1 pseudogene is annotated in these 255 nt (G+C 63.5%); it reads left to right on the top strand.

Features of this window, described 5'->3' with window-relative positions:
* Nucleotides 1-255 (top strand): annotated as a pseudogene (locus E0D98_RS27050) (DNA primase); the annotation flags it as partial.

Here is a 255-nt window from a genome sequence, read left to right as displayed (position 1 = left end):
CCCTGTGTCACCGAAGGCAGAGGCTGAACAAACAGCAGGCAGTACGGCTGAAACACCGCATCCGGAAGCGCCGGTCACGGCAAAAGCTGAAGCCCCCCGGGCCGACAGACCGGAACAACCCGCCGCCTCGTCGTCTGCGCCAGAAAAAGCCCCTGTCAGTGCACAGCCGCAGCAACCCGACACACCGGAGGAAGAGCCGCCCGGCAAGCTCAGACCCGGTGAAAGTGTGACTGCCGTCCTGACAAACTACGGAGA

It is taken from the genome of Escherichia sp. KCJ4928 (genome assembly GCF_004352695.1).
GTDB lineage: Bacteria > Pseudomonadota > Gammaproteobacteria > Enterobacterales > Enterobacteriaceae > ECMA0423.
Note: the sequence above shows the minus strand (reverse complement) of the source record. Positions and strands in the feature narration are given on the sequence as shown.